Here is a 22,363-nt window from a genome sequence, read left to right as displayed (position 1 = left end):
ACCCGTCCGATCAGTCGGTCACGGCGAGCACCACCTGTGCGAAGGCGTAGGCGACGCCTGCCAGGCTGAGCCAGATCCCGAACGCGAGCACGCCGATGATGACGATGCCGCGCACGATGTCGCGGACCTCCCCGCGATCGTCCGCACGGTCGGGGTGCGGGGTGTCGATGGTGTCGAGCTGCGTCATGCGTGCGCCTGTTCGTCGGGGTGCGGCCTTCGCTCAAGAGACACCCGCACACGCGGATCGTGACGTGATCCGCGCTCGAACGATTCAGTTGGCGATGAACCGCGTCGAACTCCACGGGCCGAAATCACGGGCCTGCGGGTTCGCGTAGCGCAGGCGCATGACGTTCTCGCCGGGAGGCACGGCCAGGTACTCGTTCCATACGCCGCTTGCGGGCATCGTGAGGGTCTGGACGGTGTCGTCACCCGGCAGCATCCGCTGGATGACCGTGCCGCCCGGCGCGGTGAGCCGGAACGCGAATCGGTCGGCGTCGACCGTCGCGGATTCAGTGGGGCTCGCCGGCAGGGGCGGTTCATCGACCGTGTACGGCACCGCCCCGGAGGGCGTCGACGTGACACCCGCAACACTCTGAACAGCCTGAAGCCCACCCGTCCCGGGGGCGAGCCCCGTCGCCCGCGCCGTCCAGCGCCCGAAGGCGTCGGCGCGGGTCTCGCCGACGACCTGACCAGCCTCGTCGAGCAGTGAGATCACTGCCCCCGGCACAGCATCCGTTCCGCTGATCACCGGGAGCATCCGCGAATCGGCCTGCGAGACCGTTGCCGTCAGAGCGGCCGGCAGCTCGGAGCCGGGCTGAGGCCGCACCGGCACCGGGACGGTCGGATCGGCGGGCGCGTCGACGGAGGGCGCAGGACTCGGCCGTCCCGGGGCCACGGGAGAGACCGGCTGGTCATCGGCGTCACCTGTCGGCGTCGGAGACGGTATCGGGGCTTCGGTTTCCACCGTCGGCTCGCCCGGCACGGATTCGGGTTCGAGCCCCGGCACCGGACTCGCCGGAGCACCCGGAACCGAGCCCCGATCTGCGGACTCGACGCCGAGTTGGCTCGACCACGCCGTGATCCCCCAGACCGCGGCCGCGACCAGCAGGAGCAGAGCCGCCCCCACGCCGGCGATCACGAGCCGCCGCTTTCCCGGCCGGACGACGGGACGCGCCTCCCCCGGCCCGGGCGCCGGCGCGCCCCCCGCGCCGAGGGCGAGCGGCATGGAGGGCGCCGGCGCGCTGGAGAGGTAGGTCGCGGCGCCCGCCGTTCCCGCGACGACGGGCAGCAGCACCAGCGCGAGCGTCTGCGAGATGGACCTGGCCTCGGTGAGCGCAGCCGGGCACGACTCGCAGGTCAGCAGGTGCTGATCGATGCGCTTGCGGTCGCGGGCAGACAGCGCGTCGCGCGTGTAGGCGCCGAGCTCCGCAACGATCGGACGGCACTCCTCAGACCCGGAACGCGCCAGCTGCGCACTCACCCAGGCATCGCGGAACCCGCGCTTGGCGCGAACCACCAGTGCCGAGACCCCATTCGGCGAAACCCCGAGTACGTCGCTGAGCTGTCGCGGAGGCAGGCCGTCGACCTCGCTGTACCAGAGGGCCTCGCGCCACCGCTCCGGCAGCGACTGGAACGCCTGCGCAGCAGCGTCATGGGCCTGCGACCTCGTCGCCGCGTCCTCGCCGCTCAGCGCCCGTTCGTCGACGATGAGCTCGAGGTCGTCGTCGGCTGACTCCCGGCGCGATCGGTAGTGGTCCCGGGCGACATTTCGCACGGATGCGATGAGGTACGGACGGAAGGCTCCGGTCGGCCCTTTTCCCTTGCGGAGCGCTCGCAGAAGCTTCTCGAACGTCTCGGCGACGAGGTCGTCGGGATCGAGACCGCGGAACCCGCGGGCCACAGACAGCGCCGACCCGGCGTGATGACGCCAAAGCTCGCCGAACGCGGCCATGTCGCCCATGCGCACTCTGTCGAGAAGCACGTCGTCGCGCGACTGCGCCGGCTCATCGAGGATCGTCATCGCCACACACGCCTTTCTCGCTCCACGTCCACCGGCGACGCGAGCGGCGGCCGCGGGCAACCCGCGACCGCCGCTGCGTCGACCTCAGACCATCAGGCGGATGCTGCCTCCTGACGGCGTCGCACGACCAGCCAGACACCGAGCATCACGAGAGCCATGCCGGCGAGTCCGCCGCCCATCCAAAGCGCACCGCCGGTGACGGCGAGGCCCGGCGGGACCACGACGGTCCGCGTGGCGCAATCGGCGCCCGTCGCGTTCTCGGCGCAATTCGCACCCGACCCGTCGGGGGTCACCACGACATTCCGGATCTCACCGACCGAGCGGAGCGTCACCGAGTACGTCACCGTGACGCTCTCGCCCACTCCTACGGCACCCGACCACGACAGCACCGGCTGCTGATACTCGGCGCCGTTGCTCGCGTCGCCGTTGTACGAGGCCACGCGCAGCGCGGAGCTGAGGTCGTCGGTGAACGACGCGGGACGCTCATCGGTGTAGGCGACCTGGCCGGTGTTGGTCACGGTCACCGTGAAGGTGAGCCGGTCACCCACGGTGGCCCGCTCCGACGAGACGTCCTTCGTCACGCGGTAGCTCGCGATCGGGGTATCGGTCTCGCACGCGCCCTCGCAACGGCCGCCCGGGGCGTCGCCCACGACCGCGTTGCGCAGGCGTCCGTCGCCGGTCGACGGCTGGTTGACCGTCACCGAGTACGTGATGGTCACGCTTTCGCCGATCGCGAGCGGGCCCGACCATGCGAGCGTCGTCCCGTCGACCTCAGCTCCCGAGGTCGCGTCGTCGTTGTACGTCGCGTCATCCAGAACGCCCGACAGGTCGTCGCTGATGGATGCCGGCGCATCGTCGGTGTACGCGACCTGACCGAGGTTCTCGACGACGACCGTGTAGGTCACGGCGCCACCGAGGACGACGTCCTGCACATCCGACGTCTTGGTGACGCCGTAGGTTGCGACCGGCGTTTCCGTGGCGCACTGACCCTCGAGGCACTCGCCGCCCGGGCTGGACGGAGCCACCACGTTGCGCATGTCGAAGTCCCCCGACACCGGGTCGTCGACGGTCACCGAGTACGTGACCTGGATCGACTCGCCGACCGCGAGGGGACCCGCCCACGTCAGGGTGTCGTCGGCGACCTGCCCACCGAGCGACACGTCACCGTTGTAGGTCGCGTCGTCGAGAACGCGCGAGAGGTCGTCCGTGAACGACGCCGGGTTCTCGTCGGTGTAGGGCAGTGCTCCCGTGTTGGTGACGGTGACCGTGTAAGTCACCGTGTCACCCGGCAGCGCCGTACCCGACGAAACCGACTTGGCGATGGAGTACGAGGACGCGGGGACATTGGCCACACAGGCCGGGTCCGTCGATCCCTCGACGCAGTTGCCGCCCGAGCCCGGAGGCGTCACCACGGTGTTGTCCAGTCGCCGATCACCCGTCGCCGGGTCGTTGACCGTCACGGAGTACGTGACGGTGACCGTCTCGCCGACGGCGAGCGCACCCGACCAGCTGAGCTCCGGCGCGGTGTACGACACCCCTGCCCCCGACGTGCTCGTCGCATCGCCGTTGTAGGTGGCATCGTCGAGCACGCTCGAGAGGTCATCGGTGAACGACGCGGGGTCGTCTGCCGTGTACGCGACCTGGCCGGTGTTGGTGACCTGGATGCTGTACTCGACCGTGTCGCCCGCGACGACCTCGGTGGTCTCGGTCGACTTCACGACCCGGTAGGCACCCACCGGAGTGGTGGTCTCGCACACGCCGTCGCAGCTTCCGCCCGGCCCCGAGGGGGTCACGGCGTTGCGGAGATCGAAGTCGCCGGTCACGGGGTCGTCGACGGTCACGGAGTACGTGACCTCGATCGACTCGCCGACCCCCAGCGGGCCGGACCACGTCAGGGTGTTGCCCGACACGGTCGCCCCGTTCGTGGCGTCGTCGTTGTACTTCGCGTCATCCAGAACTCCGGACAGGTCATCAGCGAACGACGCGGGGTCGCCGGCCGTGTAGGCGACGTCGCCGGTGTTAGTGACGGTCACCGTGTAGGTGACGACACCGCCGGGACGCACGGTCGCGGAGTCCGACGACTTCGACACCGTGTACGAGGCGACAGGCGTCCGCGTGGTGCACGTGCCATCCGAGTCGCAGCTGCCGCCCGGGGTCGTCGGAACGACGGCGTTGACGAGCTCACGGTCGCCCGACAGCGGGTCGTTGACGGTGACCGAGTACGTGACGGTGGCCGACTGCCCGATGGCGACCGGGCCGGACCACGTCAGGGTGTTCTCCGCAACGGCACCTCCCTCGGAGACGTCGCCGTTGTAGGTCGCGTCGTCGAGGACGCCGCTGAGGTCGTCATCGAAGGATGCCGGGTTCTCGGCGGTGTAGTCGACCTGCCCGGTGTTCGTGACGACAACCGAGTAGGTGATGACACCACCGGCCATGACCGACTCGGCGCTGGCCGTCTTGTCCACGGTGTAGGACGCGACAGGCGTCGTCGTCTCGCAGGCGTCCGGCAGGCACTCGCCCGTCGGGTCGCCGGGGACGACCACGTTGCCCAGCACCGAGTCGCCCTGGGTCGGGTCGTCGACCGTGACCGAGTATGTGACGTCCACGGTGGCGCCGACCTCGAGCGGGCCGGACCACGACAGGGTGTTCCCGCTCACCGACCCGCCCGCCGACACGTCGTCGTTGTAGGTCGCGTCGTCGAGAACGGCAGAGAGATCATCGGAGAACGACACCGGGTTGTCGGCGGTGTACGCCACCCCGCCGACGTTAGTCACCGTGACGGTGTAGGTGACGACGGATCCGGGCGTCGCGTTCTCGACGTCGGCCGACTTCGAGATGGTGTATCCGGCGATCGGCGTGTCGGTGCACTTCTCCGCGGCCGGGTCACACGGCCCGGCAGGGGGCGTTCCGGGCGGAACCAGGAAGTTGGAGGCCTGGTTGTTGCCGCGATCGCCGAACGCATTGACCGTGACGGTGTAGGTGACCTCGGCGGTCGCTCCCACCGCGAGGGTTCCGCGGATGGCGAGGATGTCGTCGGTCGGGCCGGCTACGGTGACCGAGGGCGTGTCGGAGGCCGCGGCACCGGTGAGGGTCGCGTCATCCAGGACGTCGCTGAGGTCGTCGTCCTGCGCGACGTCGACGGTGGTGGCTCCGGTGTTGGTCACTCGAACGGTGTAGGTGAGCTCCGTGCCCGTGCGTACCGGCGACTCGGAAGCCGTGACCGTCTTGGTGTAAGCGACGCCGGTGATCGGCGTGCTCGTGCAGTTCGGCTGCTCGTCATCCGTCGGCACGCATTCGCCGCCGGAAGGAGGCGTCTCGCCCGGCGCCAGCAGGAAGTTCGACGCGACACTGTCGCCCCTCTCGCCGTCCGGACGCACCGTTACGGTGTAGGTCACCGTGTAGGTCTCGCCGACCGGGACGGAGCCGGTGACCGAGATCCGCGCGCCGTCGCGAACTGCGGTGAGGCCGTTCGGGCTCGTCGGTTCGGAGGTGACATCGGCGTCGTCGAGGACGTAGGTGAGGTCGTCGACGGCGTCGATCGTTGCAGCAGATTCGCCGTCGTTGTCGAAGTAGAGCGTGTAGGTGATCGTCGACCCGGCCACGACCGGATCGGATGAGGCCTGCGCGCTCTTCCACTGGGTGAGCAGCGCGCCGGGGATCTGCACGCGGTCGCAGCTCTGAGCACCGGGGGCCGTCTGGTCCGTCGGCACGCACGCCGAGTTTCGGAGGATCTGATCGCCCTCGCCCGTGTAGGTCACGGAGTAGGTGATCGTCGCCTGAGCGCCGGCCGCGAGGGGCCCGCTCCACGACAGCGTGTTGCCCGAACGCGTGACGGTGCCGGTCGACGCCGTCAGCGACGCGTCGTCGAAGGTGGCGTCGTCGAGGACGTCGCTCAGGTCGTCCGTGGCGGTCGCCGGCTCAGCGGCGGTGTAGGCCCCGGGCCCGGGATTACGCACGACGATCGTGTAGGTCGCCTGCTCGCCGACCGCGGGGAGTTCGGTCGTGTTCGCAGACTTGTCGATCGTCAGACGGGGCAGATTGACCGTCACGACCGCGCACGGTTGGCCGGTCGCGTTGTCGATGCCGCCGGTCGCCGGGTTGCAGCTCGGAGGTGTCGTCACGGACGGATCGTTCGGAACCCACGCGACGTTGCGGGCCGCGCCATCACCGCCGGCCTTGAGCCTGACACTGTAGGTGATGTCGACGGACTGTCCGACCGCGAGCGCACCGGACCACGAGACGCGCGGCTGCTGGTACGACAGGGCGCCGGCGCGGGATGCCGCAGCGTCGTTGTTGTAGGTCGCGTCGTCCAGCACGCCCGACAGGTTGTCGAACACCACCGCCGGGTTCGCAGTGGTGTAGTTGCCTGCTCCGGTGTTGGTTGCGCGGACGGTGTACGTGATGACGTCGCCCGGTCGCGAGTTCGCCGTCGCGTTGGACGTCTTGGTGACCGAGAGCGCCAGGGCGCACGACTGCGCGCTGTCCTGGTTGTTCGCGGAGTTCGGGTCTTGCTCGTTGCCGACGACGCTCGCCGTGTTCGTGATGCACGCGGGCGGGGAGACGTTGGTGGCCGCCGAGATCGTGAAGGTCTCGCGTTCTCCGACAGCAAGCCGCCCGCCCGTGACGGTGACAGTCGACCCGTTGATGCTCGAGGCGACGTCGCCGGTGACCTGGGGGCTACTCAGACCCGCGGGCAGCGTGTCGGTGACGGTCCAGCCGCTCGAGACGCCCTGGCCGTTGTTCACGACCGTGACCTGGTAGCTGATGCGCTCGCCGGACGTGAACGTGGCCGGTCCGGTCTTATCGATCGAGAGGTCGGCAGGCAGGCCGGGGATCGAGGTGCCATCGTTGCGGCTCGAGGGCGGTCCGGAAATCTGACTCACCAGGCGGAACGTCGGCTGCGCGGAGGCACCGTTGACGATGCTCACCTGGTACACGACGCCAGAGCTGTTGGACGAGAAACCCAGGTTGCCGTTACCGAAATTCCACGCCGCGCCGTATCCGCCACCGGTAGCAGGCAGCACGGCACCGAAAGTCGTGATCGCGCCGGTGGTGACATTGATCCGCCGGATCTGGCCCGAGGTGTTCACACCCCACGCGAAGCCGTCCTTGAAGGCGAAATCCTGAACGTTGGGCACGTCGTTCAGAGCCACACGCCGGGCGATGGCGCCGGTTGCGACGTTGATCGCGAGCATGGACGTCTGCGGAGCGAAGTCGGAGACGTAGAAGAGTCCATCGGCGGGATTGAAAGCACCCGAGAACCACCGGGTGGTCGTGTTCCCCGTGTGCGTGTAGACGGTCGTACCCACCCGGGTAACCGTTCCACCCTGCCCGATGCGGATGAGCGACCCGGCAGGGATGCTGCTGTTGCCGATGTTGACCATGCCGTACATGTAATTGTCGGCGGGGTTGAAGCCGATCGCGTTGTACGTCACGGGGGCCGGACCGCCCTCGTCGGAGAACGTGAAGGAGCCCCCGCTGCCGTTCGTGATGGCGCGCTGGAGCTGTGTCGGGTCCTCCTGCGCGATGTAGACGACGGGTTCAGCCGGGCTGAACGGATCTCCCGCGGCCGCGCTCGCGGGAAGCGGCGACGCCAGGTTCACGGCGACCAGCGTGGCCGCAGCGAGACTCCCCACGGCGATCGAGGCGAGCGCTCGGCGGAAACGACCGCGTACCGGCGGCCTCCCGTTGCGCGTGGATCCCATGGTGCTGTTCATCTTTTCCCCGTCCATGCATCGTCTCGGGCGCGGCGCGCCCCTGGGCGTGCCTCCCAGCCGGAGCATAGGGAGGCCATCACCTTCTCCACGGTTCGCTTCACGAAACGTGACGCGGGTTTCTGAAATTTGCGCGATTCAGTACACGGACAGCGCGCGGGGAGCCCGACCGGAGCGTCAGGTGGACGACTCGTCGACCTTGCGCATGGCCCGATGCAGAGACTGGCGCGTGCCGAATCCGGTCGCCCGGGCAACGAGGTCCAGCGTCATCGTCGGGTTGTGCCGCCGAAGCTCGGTCGCCGCCCTGAGCCGGATCTCGAGGAGCGATTCCGAGAACGTACGCCCCTGCGCACTCAGGGCGCTCTGCACCGTGCGGGTCGAAACGCCCAGCCGATTCGCGACGGAAGACAGCGACAGAGTCGGCGACGCATACTCGCGGACCAGGATGTCCATCACCGCGTTCGGCAACGACAGCTCCGGGGGCGTGTCGCCGATCAGCGATGCGACGAGCGCGACGGAGACTTCGGCCGCAGCGTCGCCCAGCGGGGAACCGCCCATCTCGACAACATCCGACTCGATGGCGCACAGCGCCTTCACGAACGTCACCAACGGCCGTATCACCGCTTCGTCGGCTCCTGATCGGCTGATGCGGTCGAACCCCATCCGCCGCCGGGAGGCGAAGTCACCGGCATCCAGGCTGATGAACACGAGCTCGGTCGGCTCGGCCGCCTCGATCGTGACCGGCGCCGTACCGGGCGGGATCAGGAACGACGAGCTCCGCCGGGCCACGACCGGGGCGTCCGAGCGCACCTGTAATGCGCGCCCCTCCGCGACGATCGCCACGACGCGATTTCGGGAGCGCTCGTCTCGCGGCCACACGACCGTCGCCGCCGGCATTCGCGCATGAGTGAAGAGATACGCGCCGACGCGGACGACGTTGGCGCGAAGCAGCGCGTTGTCATCGCGCACGGCCGTGAATCCGATGTTCGCCGACGACATGTAGGTCGTCAGCGGCATCAGGCTCAGCAGCTTTTCGCGCCCGTCGGCGCGGAACTTGTTCAGCTCGAACTCACCTCGAGCGATGAGCGGACGGTCCGGTCGCATCCATGCCCCCTTCTTGGAGACCGACGGCAGTGGGTTACGGACCATTCTGTAATACGCCGTCAACATGGTCCCCCCGGCGCCATGAGGCCCGACATGATTCAATTCGGAGCGCCTCGCCGATCAGATTGGCTTGTTCTCCTCGGCTCGACCGCCAGCTGAGGAGAAGTGGGCGATCTGCGGCCCGAAGGCGACTCTCAGAAGGAGTCGTCGTCTGTGGTGTCGAGGCCCGACGAAGGGATGACCGGCAGGTCCTGGCTGCATTCGCCGCCGACCGGTAGAACGGATGCCGCACCGCTCGACCCGGAAGGCGAACGCCACATGATCGATCGAGACACGCTCGCCGCGTTCCTCCGGACGCGGCGAGAGACGCTGCAGCCCTCGGATGTCGGGCTCCTGCGCGGCCAGCGTCGCCGGACTCCCGGGCTGCGCCGCGAGGAGGTCGCCGCTCTCTGCAACATGTCGACGGACTACTACGCCCGTCTCGAGCGCGGCACCGGTCCCCGCCCGTCGGTGCAGATGCTCGCCGCGATCGCGCAGGGGCTGCACCTGACACTCGGCGAGCGCGACCACCTCTTCCGTCTCGCCGGACACGCGCCGCCCGCTCGCGGGCCTGCGAGCGATCATGTCAGCCCGGGGCTGCTGCGCATCCTCGACCGCCTGCACGACACCCCCGCCGAGATCGTCACGGAGCTCGGTGAGACTCTGAGGCAGACACCGCTGAGCGTGGCGCTCGTCGGTGACGCGACCCGGCACACCGGGGACGCGCGCAGCCTCGGCTACCGCTGGTTCACCGACCCGTCCGCACGCGCGTCGTACGACGAGGCCGAGCACGCGGTGCTGTCCCGGGTGTACGCGGGCGGTCTTCGCGAGATCGTAGCCCTGCGGGGCCCATCGTCGCGCGCGGCCGGGCTGGCGGCGTCGCTCCGAGAACGCAGCGCGGAGTTCCGCTCTCTGTGGGACGCCCAGCAGGTCGGCATCGCTCCGCCCGAGGTCAAACGGTTCCGGCATCCGGAGGTCGGCGCGCTCGAACTGCAATGCCAGACCCTCCTCGACCCGGATCAGTCGCACCGCCTGCTCGTCTACACGGCGGCGCCGGGGAGCGAGAGCCACGACAAGCTGCAGTTACTGGCCGTCATCGGCGCCGCCGCTACCTGACCCCCGGTACCCGGCCGAGGGGGCTGACCCGGCCGAGGGGTGACCCGGCGATCAGTGGATGAACCGGCGCTGGATGCCGCCGGGCACCGCGATCAGCATGGAGCGAGCGGACCGTCCCGGTTCGTGTCGACGATGGAGGAACCATGACCCGCGACACTGCTCCCCTCTCCGACCTGCGTGGACGCCTCGCCGTCGTCACCGGGGCGACCGACGGCATCGGCCGGGTGATCGCAACGCGACTGGCGGCCGCCGGTGCGACCGTCGTCCTGCCGGCACGGTCGCCCGCGAAAGCCGAGGCCGCCCTCGACGGCATCCGCCGCACCGTGCCCGGTGCCGACGTCACCACACGTCCGCTCGATCTCGCCTCGCTCGACTCGGTCGCCGCGTTCACCCGCGGCCTCGAGACGGCGGGCCGCCCCGTCAATCTGCTCGTCAACAACGCCGGCGTCATGACCCCCGGGTCACGGCAGCCGACCGCGGACGGCTTCGAACTGCAATGGGGCGTCAACCACCTCGGCCACGTGGCCCTCACTCTGGGCCTGATGCCGTTGCTCCGCGCCGGCGAGGCACGCGTGACGCACCAGACGAGCGTGGCGGCCCGCTCGGGCAGACTGAACTGGGACGACCTCGACTGGCGGCGCAGCTACGACGACATGGCCGCGTACCGGCAGTCGAAGATCGCCGTCGCCCTCTTCGCCCGCGAGCTCGACGCGCGCAGCCGCGCCGGCGGATGGGGCGTGTCGAGCAACATCGCGCATCCCGGCGTCAGCCCGACGAACCTGCTCGCGGCGCAGCCCGGAATGGGCCGGGCGAAGGCGTCGCCGGGCCGGGCGCTGATCGTCGCGCTCTCGCACGTCGGCCTCGCCGGAACCGTGCCGAGCGCGGCCGAACCCGCCCTGCTCGCGGCCGCGGGACCCGACTCCCTCGGCGACGAGTTCTACGGCCCCCGTCGCGTCATCGCGGGCGCACCGCGTCGCCAGGAGTTCTGGGCGCCGTTCCGCGACCTCACCGATGGACCGCGCCTCTGGGATGCCTCGATCGAGATGATCGGCGAGCGCTTCGCGGTCTGAGCGGAGCCCAGCACCGAGGCGGGTCGCGGAAGGCGCGGTGACGCGCTGAATCAGCCCGGACCGTCGCTCGCCGCGGCGAGGAGGGGCACGATCACGTCGGTCACGGGCGTAGGGATGCCGTGCTCCCGGCCGCGACGCCGGATCACCGCGTTGCGCGCATCCCATTCGAGAGGCCGCCCGGCCTCGCGGTCGGCGAGGATCGACGTGCCCATATCGTCGGGGAACGCTCGGAACCGCTCCAGCATCCGATCCGGCTCGTCGTCGGGAAGGGCGGCGCCGCAGGCGCGGGCCACCGCGAGGCCTTCCTGGAGGTACGCGAGCGCGAGGTCGCCGACATCTTGCCGCCGGAACATCCCGGCCCGGCGCCCCGTCAGCGCCATGAGGCCCGCGACGGCGTTCTGGAGGAGTTTGCGCCACGCGAGCGTGGTGAAGTCGTCGGAGACGGCGAACTCGCACGCGGTCGCGTCGAGGGCATCACCGACCCGCTCCGCGCCGTCGCTCTGCGGGACGGTGAACCGGGGCTCACCGCGCGAGCGCACGCTGCCGTCGGGGCGGCGCTCCGCGGGTGACCAGACGATCGCCGGCAACACGGTCGACTCGGGCACCAGCGGACCTACCCTCTCGACCTGCTCGATGCCGTTCTGCAGCACGCAGACGATGGTCGACGGCCCGCACAGCGCAGCGAGCCACGCCGCGGCAGCATCCGTCTGCGTCGCCTTCACCGCGAGGAAGACGAGATCCATCGCACCGGGCGAGTGCGCGGGGTCGGTCAGTACCGGGCCGGGAACGACGATCGAGCCATGTGCCGTGTCGAGGCGCAGATCGCGACGGGGCGAGCGGCCGGCGACGAGCACAGGTCTCCCGGCGTCGTGGAGCAGCGCCGCGATCACCGTGCCGATGGCGCCAGGACCGATCACCGCGATCCTCGGTGCTGCGGATCCAGTCATGCCGGCACGCTATCGCGCCGGCGGCTGCGGCGGAATCTCGCGGTTCACAAGCACCTGCTCGCTATCCTCGCCGGCCTTGGGTTGATACCCAACGGGTGATGGAGTAGCCACCCGGACTCGGGCAACCCCGACCGTACGGCAGTCCATATCGATCACCTGGACGTCGAGGAGCATGCCGCTGGAGTGCTGCAATGCGATGGCGGGCACCGATACCTTGACCGCCTCGATCTCGCGGAACCCGTCGCCCAGACGATCCGGGAGCGCTTCGATGAAGGCCGATCCGTCGAATCCCTCCTCAGGGGCAACTGTCCAGCGCGTCGAGTAGTAGAACGAGTTTTCGGCGCACTCCAGGTAGGGCGAGTTGGACGGCAGGACCTCAGGAACCCCGCCGGGAACCTCATCCGCGACGCGCTGCATCATCGCGTCCGTATCAGCACGCACCTCATCGATCGTCGGCTGACCTGCCATGACACAACCAGTGATCGTCGTCGCTGCCAACGCGAGTATCGCTGAAAGCGCGATGCCTTTCGCGCGCCTCGCGGGAGGCGTCTCGGAAGCGGCGTCTGCGCCGTGCGGTGGTCTCGTCAAGGTGGGGCTCATCTCGCCGGAGGCTGTCCTGTCCCGCAGGGAGTCAGACCGAGCACGGGTCAGGGGGTGACGACCTCCACAACCCCACCCGGAACCTCGTCCGCGATCGGCTGCAGGACAGCCTCGGTTTCAGCCTTCACCTGCTCGAGCGTCGGTTGCTCCGCTGCACAACCCAACAGGGCCAAGGCTGCCAGCGCGCCGATAAAGGTCACCGGCCGGGCGGGAGCAATGCGAGGCATCGTCTCACCTGGACAACCGTCACGTCGGGCGGCTTCGGCTACTCCGCAGGCGGTTCCCCTTCACCGCACGCAGAGATGCCCAGCAGGGAGACGACCGTACGGCCGTCCAGATCGATCACCTGGACGTCGAGGAGCATGCCGCTGGAGTGCTGCAATGCGATGGCGGGCACCGATACCTCGACCGCCTCGATCTCGCGGAACCCGTCGCCCAGACGATCCGGGAGCGCTTCGATGAAGGCCGATCCGTTGAACCCCGCTTCCGGGGCAACTGTCCAGCGCGTCGAGTAGTAGAAGGAGTTTTCGGCGCACTCCAGGTAGGGCGAGTTGGACGGCAGGACCTCCGGAACCCCGCCGGGAACCTCATCCGCGACGCGCTGCATCATCGCGTCCGTATCAGCACGCACCTCATCGATCGTCGGCCGACCTGCCATCACGCACCCCGTCATCGTCGTTGCAACCAACGCGAGGAGCAGGCAAAGCGCGACGCCTTTCGCGCGCCTCGAGGGAGACATGTCGGAAGCGGCGTCTGCGCTGCACGCGCGTCTCGCCAAGGTGGGGATCATCTCGCCGCAGGCTCCCCTGCCCCACAGGGAGTCAGACCGAGCAGGTCGACAACGATACTTCCGTCGATCTCGAGAACCTGAACGTCGAGGACAGTGCCGCCCGAGTGGTCCAAAGCGACAGCAGGCGACGTGATGTCAACCGTCTCAGCGACCACGAAGTCCTCGCCCAAACGTCCCGGAAGCGCATCGACGAACGCTTCTCCGTCGAATCCCGGCCCCGGCGTGACTCCCCACTGGATGGTCGCGTAGTACGTGCCGTCGCCACAATTCCGGTAGGACGGGTTGGGGGTGTCGACCGTCACGACACCGCCTGGCACTTCATCCGCAATCCGCTGCAGTAGCGCCTCGGTCTCAGCCCGCGCCTCTTCGAGCGTCGGTCGCTCCACCACTGCACAGCCCGCCATAGCGGTGGCTGTCAGCGCCACAATGAGGAGGGTCGACAGAGTACGCGTGGGGGTCATCAGATATCCGCTCATCGGCGGCATCCCCTCACTCTGCCTCAGGCTCGCCATCGCCGCATGGCGCGAGCCCAAGAACGTCCACGACGATGTCGTCTTCGGTCCCGAGTACCTTGACGTCGAGGACAGCCCCGCTGGCGTGATTGAAGGCCACCGCTGGGGACCTGATGTCCACCGTCTCGGCGACCACGTGATCGGAACCCAGGCGGCCGGGGAGTGCGTCGACGAATGCTTCGCCGTCGAAACCAGGCTGCGGGGTGACCGCCCAGCGGTTGATGGAGTAGTACCCACCGCCATCGCAAGCGAGGTAGGCCGAGTCGGGAGTTCGCACCTCAACGCGGCCCTGCGGGACCTCGTCCGCAATTCGTTGCATCGCGGCCTCAGTATCAGCCCGCGCCTGTTCGAGCGTCGGCCGCCCTGCCGTCGCACACCCCACCATCGTCATTCCTGCCAGCGTCAGAACTGCAGTGACCGACACTGCATGGGAACGCTTCATCGGTTCACTGCCCTTCGGCCGGTGGCTCGCCATCGCCGCATGGGGCGAGACCAAGAAGATCGACGACAACACCGCCGTCCGACCCAAGGACCACGACGTCGAGGACCGCGCCGCTGACGTGGTTGAGGGCCACAGCTGGGGACTTGATGTCCACCGTCTCGGCCACGACGAAGTCATCACCCAGGCGCGCCGGCAGCGCGTCGACGAACGCTTCACCGTCGAACTCGGGCCCCGGCGTTACGACCCAATGATTGATCGAGTAATACCCGCCACCGTCACAGGCCAGGTAGGCCGAATCAGGGGTACGGACCTCGACAACACCATCGGGAACCTCGTCCGCAATCTGCTGCAACACGGCCTGAGTCTCAGCCCGCGCTGCTTCGAGCGTCGGCCGTCCTGCCATCGCACACCCCGCCATTGTCATACCCGCCAAAGCCAGAACCACTCCCGCAGCGACTCCTCGCGCTAGCCTCACCGGTCGACCACCTCCAGGAAGATGCGTCGCAGATGACGATGCGTCTGGAGATTCACGGACGGATCCGGTGAGATGACGTCTCCGTGTTGTCCGAAGGGACGAAAGCCCGCGAACCCGGAGTTGAGCTCGGTGAAGCCGTTCTCTTCACTGGCGGTCACGGCGTATCCGAACGGGTCGACTTGCATCCCGTCGAGCGCCCGGTTGATGTCGGTGGGGCCTTGGATGGCGTAGTAGGCGGTGCCGTCTTGCGGTTCCCACCCGTCCAGCATCCCGATGCCCGCCAGGACCACTCGAGCTTGGAAGTCAGCGCCCAGCCGCTCGGCTTGACCGCCAGGGCTCGACCCGAATGAGTGCTCAACAGAGAGGAGAGGTGTCGAGTCGGTGATGACATCCAGTTCCTCCTCGAACGCCGCGTAACGGCTGCCGAGCGGCAGAGCCCACAGGTTCACCTGCGGCCCCAATACCGCCACTTCCGGCGGAGCGAGGTTAGGGAAGAACCCTTGCTTGAGGACGAAGCCCGCCACCTCCACACCATCAGGGGGATACTCGACCATCCGCCGCGTCAGGGCTGTCAGCCCCTCGCCGGCGGTGGAGGAGTAGAAGCTCTCCATCGACGTGTTGGTGCCGGGCATGAAACTCATGATGACATCCGCTTTCGCGACGTCACCGAACATCTCGATGATCTGCTGCCGGTCCCGGTCGTAGTGATAGAGCGACACGTCTCCTACGACCACGCGCTCGAGGTACGCGATCTCGGAGTCAAGAGCCGCAAGCCGGTCAACGTACTGCTGCTCGTTGAACTGGTGGATGATCTGCCTCAACAGCCACGGGTTGGCCAGCCTGGAAGGAGGGCCAAGGGTCGGCGGACCCTCACCGGTGAGCAGGCTTCGCTCCCGCAGGAGGCCCTCCAGATTCGCCGCGGCCACGAGACGATTCGCCGCTTCGCGAACGACAGCCGGGATGCCGCCGAGGGTTCCGATCAGCTCGGGGATACCGTTCACCAGCAGAGCCCGAGTTCCATCGACGAGCGCTCCCCACCAGGTGGCGACCTCCGCCGCCGGAGCGCTGCGGATCTGGTCGAGGACCTCAGGATGCACCGCGACAAATGCCCGAAGGTCAGCCTCCGACATCGATGCGACCAGCGTCAGCAGCCCGCCCCGTGGAATAGCCGCAGCACCTCCGCGAGCGAACACTCCCAGCGCGCCTCGGACGTCCCGGGATGACAGCGCTGAGATCAGTGCGTCGTCGGCTGCGGCGCGCCTCTCGCACAGCGCATCCCATTCCGCCTCCACGGCGTCGAGAGCATCCCGGGTGTCGCCGAGCTCGATCTCCAACGCGCGAGCGCGAGCGACCGGCTCGGGAAACGAGACGTAGTTGTTCGACGACTCTGCACGCGCAACCCGCAGCTGCCCACGGAGCTCCTCGCGCTCATCCTCGACAACAGCGCGGCGCCGGGCGAGCGAGTCCCGCTCGTCCTTGATCGCACGAACCACCTCCGCGTATCCCCTCAGCGCGCCAGCCGCCGCGCTCATGCCCGTCGCGAGCACCAGCAGATCGGGCTCCGCCGCTGCTATCTGGCGTTGGAACGCATCGTGAGCTTCGCCCGACCACGACGAACCGGATGCAGCCTCCGCTGCGGAACGAACGCTCGTCTGCGACGAACGGATACTCTCCGCCCGCTCTCCCCAGTCGTCGGCCATGGCCGCCATCGCGGAAGGGTCGCCGGCGCCAGGGTCATTCCGATCGACCATCAGTACGCCATGACCCCGTCGAGATGAGTGAACTCGTTCGCCGACGCCTCCGGACGCCGACCAACGGTCACCAACGTCTCGCTCGCGACCTCCGCGCGGATGCTGTGCTCGGTCGCGACATCCTGCAGAACAGACGCGACCTCGTTCGACCCGATCACGCTCTCGCTGACATGCCCCAGCTCGCCGCAGTTCCTCACAGCGCGGCCCGCCGCACCGATCGTGGTTGCCGACGAGCGAAGCGTGTCGAAATCCACGGAAACGTCGGTCATGCCACCCCCCTCAAGGCATCACCAGCCTACGAACGCAGTCGGAGAAGTGAATCGCCCAAACGGATGAGAAATCTTCAATCAGGGCGTCAGCCCGAAAGAAGAAGCCCCCGGTCGCAGCTGGTGCTGCGCCGGGGGCGATTCGAAGGAGTCAGGGTGTTCAGCTCTGCGGCGCGTCGGGGCGGGCCCAGGCGGTCATCTCGGTCTCATGGATGACGTCCTCCCGCCCGTCGCTGTACCTGACCCATGCGCGCCGCCGACCCCGCCAGCCGGTGGTCGCGAGGATCAGCACCCCTTCGTGCTCGGGTGGGTCGAGCTCATCCTGGCCTCTGAGTCGTAGATCAACCGTGCGCCCCGTGGCTGAGGCGAGGGACCGATAGGGACGATGTCGAGGCATGTGCTCTTCCTATCGGGCACCACCGGCATCTCGCGTCGCGCTCGACAGCGCAAAGCAAGAACCCCCGCCACCCGAGGGTGACGAGGGTTCGAGTGTGGGAGCCTCAGTAGCCGCGATCGGCGGCGTCCATGAGCGCCCGGGTAAGGAGCCAGGGGTCGGATGCGTACAGCCCCGAGTTGGGCAAGCCGTTGAGCTCGATGACGACGGGGCGTTGCCGGTCTGCATCGAGGGCGACGTCGATCACCACGGTGCCGCCGTGCTCCTCCGCTGCTCGTCGGCCGAGCTCGACGTGACTCTCCGCGCGAGCTACCGGGCTGAGCGGGCGACGCCCGCCTCCGCGAACGGTGCACGATCAGCCTCCCCCGGGGCGCGCGACTTTGAGCCTCGACCGTGCAATCATGCGCAAGTTCCTATTCCTCACGGCGACGAGCGCGCGTACGGCGCGACGCCTCGGTTGCGTCAGGTCGCCACGCATGGCTGGGGGAACTTTCGAAGGCACTACCCGCACCGCACACGGGGAAGACACCTCGAGCGCCGTCAGGCCTTTGACCCAATCGATACGAAGCTGTGACCGATGCGGTTTCTGCTCGTTCTTGAGGTCAATCGGCAACTTACGGCGCATCAACACCGCCGAACTAATGAAGCAACGAGACGCGAGGCGGTACGACTAGACCTGGCCCCGATTGCGGCGGCGACCGCCGCAATCGCATGGCGCCATGACTTGGAGTCGCAATGACACGCACGCAAACACTCACCATCACACCCGCTCAGCTACGCAGCTTGGCCCTCCTCGAGCCCTTGCGGGAAGCGCAGGCGTACGTCCAATTTCATCCTGACAGCTCACTCGTGCCAACACCGACGCTCGAACAGCAGGCACTCGAAGGACGCATTTTGAAAGAAATGCGTTACCTCCTCCGTATCGATCAGCCCGAGTACCCGAGCGAGGGCCGCATGGTTCCACTGGAGATTGAGGCCGGACGCAATTACCTCACCCTCGTCGTTGGCCAACGCCAGCTAGCCAACGAACTGTGTGAGCTCCTACCAGCCTGGAACTTCGACGAGGGGCTCGCCCTAGGCATCCCGTTTCTTCGCGCTCGTGAGAATGCCGGCCGCACTGGTGTCACGCTGTTTCGGCTCGGCGTCGATGCGGAAGTGACCTTCGTTGGCGTCTCGATGTCAGCACTGGAGGCGGAACGCGAGACCTTCCTGCGTTGCGGAGACCTCGTGGGCGTCCGCCCCGGGGACCCGGTGCTCGGCCGCGAATTTGATGTCCAGCTCCGGGATAACGCGGAGTTCATCGCACTCAGCGCGGTGGTACGCAGACTCGGCCTCTTCCTCTCAGCCAACCCCTTCGTGATCGAGACATGGACAACCCCCGGCATACTGCACGTGGAACTGGCTGTCCCCTCAAACGAGCCCACGCCGCTCGCAAGGCTCCTCGAGCATCTCCAGTCGCCGCACTTTGCGCCGCGGTTCGAGCTCACCCGAGAATTCGATCACCACCACCTCTTCAGTATCGAAGGCTCGACAGTGAAAGTGAATGTGCGGACTCTCCCTAGATTGGCCCAACCAGAACGGACTACCCCGCCTAAGGCTCCGTATCACCGCGACAGCTCAAATCGGCCACATCTAAAGAGCCTTGACCGCGAAGCATGGTCACCGTGACCGAGCTCGCGACGGCCCAACCAATGACCGAACCGGCGGATCCTCGCGCTTTCCGGCACGCGGGCGGAGGTACCGAATATGAGCGCCCCGTTCGCGGCCTAGCTTATTGCGGAATTCCGGCGACGCTTGACCTTGACCCGCTCCGAGCCGACGTGCGGGCCGCAAGTATCAGCCGATGGCGAGGCATCGGCTGAACGGCTGAGGACCGCAGAGAGGGTCACGAGCGATGAGCATTCACGTCACGGTGTATGGGGCGGCCAAGGGCTGCTCGAAGCGCGAGCAACGGTATCGCTAACCTTGTCGAAGGTCTACATAACCGAGGCCGCCGATCCCATTCAGGACCGGGGGCCCCGCGAACGTCTTGCCGGGGCTACGACCTCGCGGGGGCCGGATACACAGGGATGTTTTGCCGTTTGACCAAGGATTCTGACCAGTAACCACGCGCGGCTCAGGACGTACCTAGTTGGCCGTCTCGCCGGGGAAAGCTGCGATCTCGCCTGTGTCCGGGTCGATGATTCCGTAGTCCTCGTTGTCGCCGTCCTCGTCCTCATCGTCGAGCTCGCTCATATCAAGAGGCGTCTGACCATCGTCCTTCTCGTACGCCAAGAACTCCGCGAGCGCATCGCGGTATTCCTCGGGAAGGTCATAGACCAGCGGGATCGTGGTCGCCACGAGATCAGCCATGAGGATCTTGCTCCGGGTTACCCCAGTCCCGGTGCGCTCGGCGAGATCGACGTTCACGCGTCCGGATCGCGTGGACACGATCGATTGCGCCACCTCGCCAGCACCCTCGAAGGTCGCCGACAGCCCACGCAGACGCTCGGTGCTGATCGCACCCTCGTCGATCTTCGCACTGATGTGCTCGGGGCCTGAGTGCACGCTCACCTCGATCAGGTCGAAGCCGTCCGACCGCTCGATGAACCGTTCGACCGACACCGCCTGCGCCGCATCCTTCTCCACGTCGTCCAGGTCCTTCTTCGCTCCCCCGAGGACCGCGAAGAGGTTCGGCGCTTCGAAGCTGATGTGGCGTCCCCGGCGGGCCCACCGGAACAACTCGCCCTCCGCCGGGGAGTCCAGCCCGAGCGGGTCGCTCTTCACCACGGCGGCACGCGCCGCGATCACGTCCAGGTTGGCCTTCATGAGCCACTGGATGTTGTCGGAGTCGGTATCGAAGTCGAGCGTCTCCAGGTCGGACAGGCGAAGCCCTCGACCGACCCGCTTCCAGAATCTCTCGTCGTCCGTCCGCATGTACTTGACGAGATAACGCAGAGATTCGGGGTTGAGCCGGCCCGACGTGTCCGCGCCGCCAGGGAACTGAGTGAGTGAACCTTCGCTCCCCTCCCAGACCGCCTGCAGCACACGGTTCATACGCCATGCCTGCGGGCCACCGAGGCGGTCCTCAATCGCCGTGACGGCTTCGGCTGTCGGCCCAAACTCGACCTGCGCCGCTGCGTCGAAGCCGCGCGACACCACGTCCGCGAGGTCCACCGCCTGGTCGGCCACGAACGTGCCGCGACCACCCTGGGCTAGTGCATTGCTCAGCATGTTGGCCGTCGAGTCGGACTGTTTACGGTCGATCAGCCGCTCCAGCGCCGACGGCTCAGTGAACATGGCGTCGGTGTCGGCGATCACCTGATCGATCGCCGGCTGCGCCTCCACCGATTCGGGACTGGTAAGTCCGAAAATGAGCGGGTCGGTGGAGTCGATGAGGGCCACGTCGTCGACAAGCGCGTCGAGATCGTACGTCAGGCGGAGGTACACCCGACGGCTACTCTCATCCGGCCAGGTCATCACGAAGTCGGGTGCGAACGTGTGGTTGAAGTAGTTGGTGGACCGCACCTTCGCAGTCGCGTCGAGCGCTAAAAGCTCCTTGGCGACTGCGTCTTTGACACGGAAGATCGACTCGCGTGGGGATGGGTCGAAGAGCCCGTCGAGGATCTGCGCGGCGAAGCCGGACACGTCAGCCATTAGTCCCCCTTCCTCGCCTCGTAGTCCTCGATGACCCCTCGATGCTCTTTCGAGATCACGAGGTTCTCTTGCTTCTCGGACAGGACAATGAGCCAGAGCCTGCTCGCCACCGCCGACACCGCGTCGGGGTCGATCATGGCCTCCGCCTTGTCCTTCTCCTTGACCCCGAACACCCGCACGCGGTGCTCGATGACGTGTTCGCGCACGTACTCGGCGCTCATGAGCTCCGGCCACTTCGTGATGGAGTGGGGGCTCCAGGCGAGCCACATGAAGTTGTCGCACATCCCTGGCTTGTCGAGGTAGGCAACATAGCACTGTGCGAGGAACTGCGAGTAGTGGTCTGCGAGGTCACTCGGCTTTGCGTAGTTCTTGGACTCAGCGAAGAACATCTGCCCGTCGTACTCGCCGTACCGGAGCAGCCCACCGAGGTCGAAGGAGAAGTTCTGGCCTCCGTGAGGCCACGCGAAGCGCAGCTTGGATACGGCTGGCGGGTCGGGGTTAACCCACTGGGCGTTGACGCGGGTGGTCGATTCAAGCCATCGCTTCGCGCGCCGCGCGCCGTCCGCCCCCTTGGCCTGAGCCGACTCCCCCTCGATTCGGGTCATGCTCGGTACATTAGCGAACGCTACCTCTGTCCCCGCGCATTGGCTTCACGGAGCCAACGCCGGGATGTCGGTCCCGGCTGACAACTCAGTCTTGAACTCGCGGCTTGTTGTCGCGCAGGTCTTCGTGAACCTGCTTTAGATCAGGCGTCACGTCGGGCCGAGACGTACTCGGCTTCTCGTCGTCAGTCATTTGGTCCTCGGCGACTCTCCGCTACCGGTCAGGGTCTGCAGGGCGTCGTCGACATTAGGGCGCGACGGTGGCTTCGGGGCTGGTTGGGGCTTCGACTCGTTGTTGTTCGGCATTCTCACTCCAGATAGGGGCTAGGGCATTGGTACCAGCGACGAGTAGCGCCGCGACGAGACTCGCCAGAAGGTAGGCGAATGCCCGCTTCGACCATTTCACTCGCTGTTCGTTCTGAGCATCGCGGCGAGCGATCTCGACCGCCTTCACTTCAAGAAGGTAGTCCTCAAGGTCAGCGGCAGACTTCTCTGACTCAACCCAGTTATCGACTAGGTTCCGGGCGGATGCGACGTCTAATTTGCGGGGCCAAAGTGCGACCGTCGCCAAGGCCACCGTCGCAACCGTGAGGCCGAACGGAACGACGCCAATAAGCCAGGTATCGATCGTGATCAACCCGACTCCGGTGGCCGACGCGAGCACCCCGGCAGCGACGACGATGAAAGAAGCCTTGGTTTCCGCCTGTCGCGTGCGCTCGACCGCCGCAGACCTGAGCACTTCAAGGTCCGCGTTCAGGAGCCGAATCCGTTTCAACTTCTCTTCCGCGGCGGGAGAGACGCCCCACTCGGGGTCGCGCGGACGCCGCCCGATGCCCCACTCCCCAGTCGCCCACATGGAACTCATCATAGAAGCGGCCTGCGACA

The 22,363-nt window shown here is 67.4% G+C and carries 20 protein-coding genes; 3 read left to right on the top strand and 17 right to left on the bottom strand.

The genetic code is table 11. From position 1 onward, the window contains the following. Positions 1–10: 10 nt before the first annotated feature. The 4 genes from ACU6RU_RS14265 to ACU6RU_RS14250 form a co-directional block, all read right to left on the bottom strand. Entirely contained in the window at positions 11–187 is a 177-nt protein-coding gene (locus ACU6RU_RS14265; protein ID WP_183045346.1) for a hypothetical protein, read from the bottom strand. Between the two features lie 84 nt (positions 188–271). Then, the gene (locus ACU6RU_RS14260; protein ID WP_446726874.1) at positions 272–2,020 is read right to left on the bottom strand and encodes a sigma-70 family RNA polymerase sigma factor; all 1,749 of its coding nucleotides are present in this window, start codon (positions 2,018–2,020) and stop codon (positions 272–274) included. 92 nt (positions 2,021–2,112) lie between these two features. Next, positions 2,113–7,737: a DUF7927 domain-containing protein gene (locus ACU6RU_RS14255; protein WP_446726873.1), complete on the bottom strand. Its 5,625-nt coding sequence runs from the start codon at positions 7,735–7,737 to the stop codon at positions 2,113–2,115. A 174-nt stretch (positions 7,738–7,911) separates the two neighbouring features. Beyond that, positions 7,912–8,838, bottom strand: coding sequence for a helix-turn-helix domain-containing protein (locus ACU6RU_RS14250; protein ID WP_289330333.1), 927 nt, complete (start codon positions 8,836–8,838; stop codon positions 7,912–7,914). 318 nt (positions 8,839–9,156) lie between these two features. Between ACU6RU_RS14250 and ACU6RU_RS14245 the strand changes: the two genes are divergently transcribed. After that, a complete protein-coding gene (locus ACU6RU_RS14245) occupies positions 9,157–9,993 on the top strand; it encodes a helix-turn-helix domain-containing protein (protein WP_289330334.1) in 837 nt (278 codons plus the stop codon). Between the two features lie 143 nt (positions 9,994–10,136). Then, positions 10,137–11,063, top strand: a complete 927-nt coding sequence (locus ACU6RU_RS14240) for an SDR family oxidoreductase (protein WP_446726872.1) — start codon at positions 10,137–10,139, stop codon at positions 11,061–11,063. Positions 11,064–11,113: 50 nt separating this feature from the next. Here the strand turns inward: ACU6RU_RS14240 and ACU6RU_RS14235 are convergent, their stop codons facing one another. From ACU6RU_RS14235 to ACU6RU_RS14190, 10 genes are all read right to left on the bottom strand, one after another. After that, positions 11,114–12,010: an oxidoreductase gene (locus ACU6RU_RS14235; protein WP_446726871.1), complete on the bottom strand. Its 897-nt coding sequence runs from the start codon at positions 12,008–12,010 to the stop codon at positions 11,114–11,116. A gap of 9 nt (positions 12,011–12,019) precedes the next feature. After that, entirely contained in the window at positions 12,020–12,478 is a 459-nt protein-coding gene (locus ACU6RU_RS14230) for a hypothetical protein (RefSeq protein ID WP_446726870.1), read from the bottom strand. Positions 12,479–12,657: 179 nt separating this feature from the next. Further along, the gene (locus ACU6RU_RS14225) at positions 12,658–12,837 is read right to left on the bottom strand and encodes a hypothetical protein (protein ID WP_289330338.1); all 180 of its coding nucleotides are present in this window, start codon (positions 12,835–12,837) and stop codon (positions 12,658–12,660) included. A gap of 38 nt (positions 12,838–12,875) precedes the next feature. Then, complete coding sequence (locus tag ACU6RU_RS14220; RefSeq protein ID WP_446726869.1) at positions 12,876–13,400, bottom strand: hypothetical protein; 525 nt, start codon at positions 13,398–13,400, stop codon at positions 12,876–12,878. Continuing rightward, on the bottom strand, positions 13,397–13,876 hold the full coding sequence (locus tag ACU6RU_RS14215) for a hypothetical protein (protein WP_289330340.1): 480 nt from the start codon (positions 13,874–13,876) through the stop codon (positions 13,397–13,399). Before ACU6RU_RS14215 ends, ACU6RU_RS14220 begins: the two co-directional genes overlap by 4 nt. A gap of 13 nt (positions 13,877–13,889) precedes the next feature. After that, positions 13,890–14,354, bottom strand: a complete 465-nt coding sequence (locus ACU6RU_RS14210; RefSeq protein ID WP_446726868.1) for a hypothetical protein — start codon at positions 14,352–14,354, stop codon at positions 13,890–13,892. Positions 14,355–14,358: 4 nt separating this feature from the next. Continuing rightward, positions 14,359–14,709 (bottom strand): hypothetical protein, encoded by a 351-nt coding sequence (locus tag ACU6RU_RS14205; RefSeq protein ID WP_446726867.1) that lies wholly within the window; start codon positions 14,707–14,709, stop codon positions 14,359–14,361. A 116-nt stretch (positions 14,710–14,825) separates the two neighbouring features. Then, positions 14,826–16,376, bottom strand: a complete 1,551-nt coding sequence (locus tag ACU6RU_RS14200; protein WP_446726866.1) for a hypothetical protein — start codon at positions 16,374–16,376, stop codon at positions 14,826–14,828. 203 nt (positions 16,377–16,579) lie between these two features. Then, positions 16,580–16,849, bottom strand: a complete 270-nt coding sequence (locus tag ACU6RU_RS14195) for a hypothetical protein (RefSeq protein WP_446726865.1) — start codon at positions 16,847–16,849, stop codon at positions 16,580–16,582. A gap of 497 nt (positions 16,850–17,346) precedes the next feature. After that, positions 17,347–17,490 carry a hypothetical protein gene (locus ACU6RU_RS14190; RefSeq protein WP_446726864.1) on the bottom strand — a complete coding sequence of 48 codons (144 nt, stop codon included), beginning with the start codon at positions 17,488–17,490 and terminating at the stop codon, positions 17,347–17,349. A gap of 485 nt (positions 17,491–17,975) precedes the next feature. On the opposite strand from ACU6RU_RS14190, the gene ACU6RU_RS14185 reads away from it, so the two are divergent. Further along, positions 17,976–18,908 carry a hypothetical protein gene (locus ACU6RU_RS14185; protein ID WP_446726863.1) on the top strand — a complete coding sequence of 311 codons (933 nt, stop codon included), beginning with the start codon at positions 17,976–17,978 and terminating at the stop codon, positions 18,906–18,908. A gap of 459 nt (positions 18,909–19,367) precedes the next feature. Here ACU6RU_RS14185 and ACU6RU_RS14180 read toward each other — a convergent pair whose 3' ends face one another. The 3 genes from ACU6RU_RS14180 to ACU6RU_RS14170 form a co-directional block, all read right to left on the bottom strand. Further along, entirely contained in the window at positions 19,368–20,876 is a 1,509-nt protein-coding gene (locus ACU6RU_RS14180) for a hypothetical protein (RefSeq protein WP_446726862.1), read from the bottom strand. Beyond that, positions 20,876–21,481 carry a hypothetical protein gene (locus ACU6RU_RS14175; protein WP_446726861.1) on the bottom strand — a complete coding sequence of 202 codons (606 nt, stop codon included), beginning with the start codon at positions 21,479–21,481 and terminating at the stop codon, positions 20,876–20,878. Before ACU6RU_RS14175 ends, ACU6RU_RS14180 begins: the two co-directional genes overlap by 1 nt. 244 nt (positions 21,482–21,725) lie before the next feature. Continuing rightward, positions 21,726–22,346, bottom strand: coding sequence for a hypothetical protein (locus tag ACU6RU_RS14170; RefSeq protein WP_446726860.1), 621 nt, complete (start codon positions 22,344–22,346; stop codon positions 21,726–21,728). Positions 22,347–22,363: the final 17 nt, after the last annotated feature.

The organism is Microbacterium sp. F1-18 (assembly GCF_052921305.1).
The sequence above is the reverse complement of the archived record's forward strand: the minus strand, read 5'-3'. Positions and strand labels throughout refer to the sequence as shown.